The organism is Anaerosporobacter sp. (genome assembly GCF_965301125.1).
This window is the reverse complement of sequence record NZ_CBDLAM010000049.1, coordinates 22,110-22,485: the sequence shown is the minus strand read 5'-3', so window position 1 is coordinate 22,485 and position 376 is coordinate 22,110. Positions and strand designations below refer to the sequence as shown.

General features: G+C 22.9%; 1 protein-coding gene. It reads left to right on the top strand.

Going from position 1 to position 376, the window contains the following annotated elements:
• Positions 1-230 precede the first annotated feature (230 nt).
• A partial coding sequence (locus ACW2QF_RS07570; RefSeq protein WP_455715391.1) for a DUF4317 family protein occupies positions 231-376 on the top strand: 146 nt, incomplete at its 3' end.

Sequence of the window (376 nt, the reverse complement as noted above, 5' to 3'; positions counted from 1 at the left end):
ATATTATATAATAATTTTACTGATTTTAACATAATAAAATATGGTATATTTTTACTATTTTAATTTTATATTTGTTGCTACATTTTAAATTTTTCAAACAACAATTAGCACTTCGGTGTTTTCTTAGAAAAACTATTGGTTCTTTAATGAATTTTAAAGTATAATAAGTATTTGGTAAGCTTAATAATACAAAGTAATATGAAAACTTTGAAAGGAGCATAGTATTTAACATGACAAAAAAGGACGTATCAGAGCTCAAAAAAAGATTTAAAAAAGATGATTGTACATTTACCAAATTATGTGGCTGTTATGTAAACGGCGAGATTAATAAAATACTTAATCTAGATGAAACCTTCGTAAATCTTAAAGAAGAAGA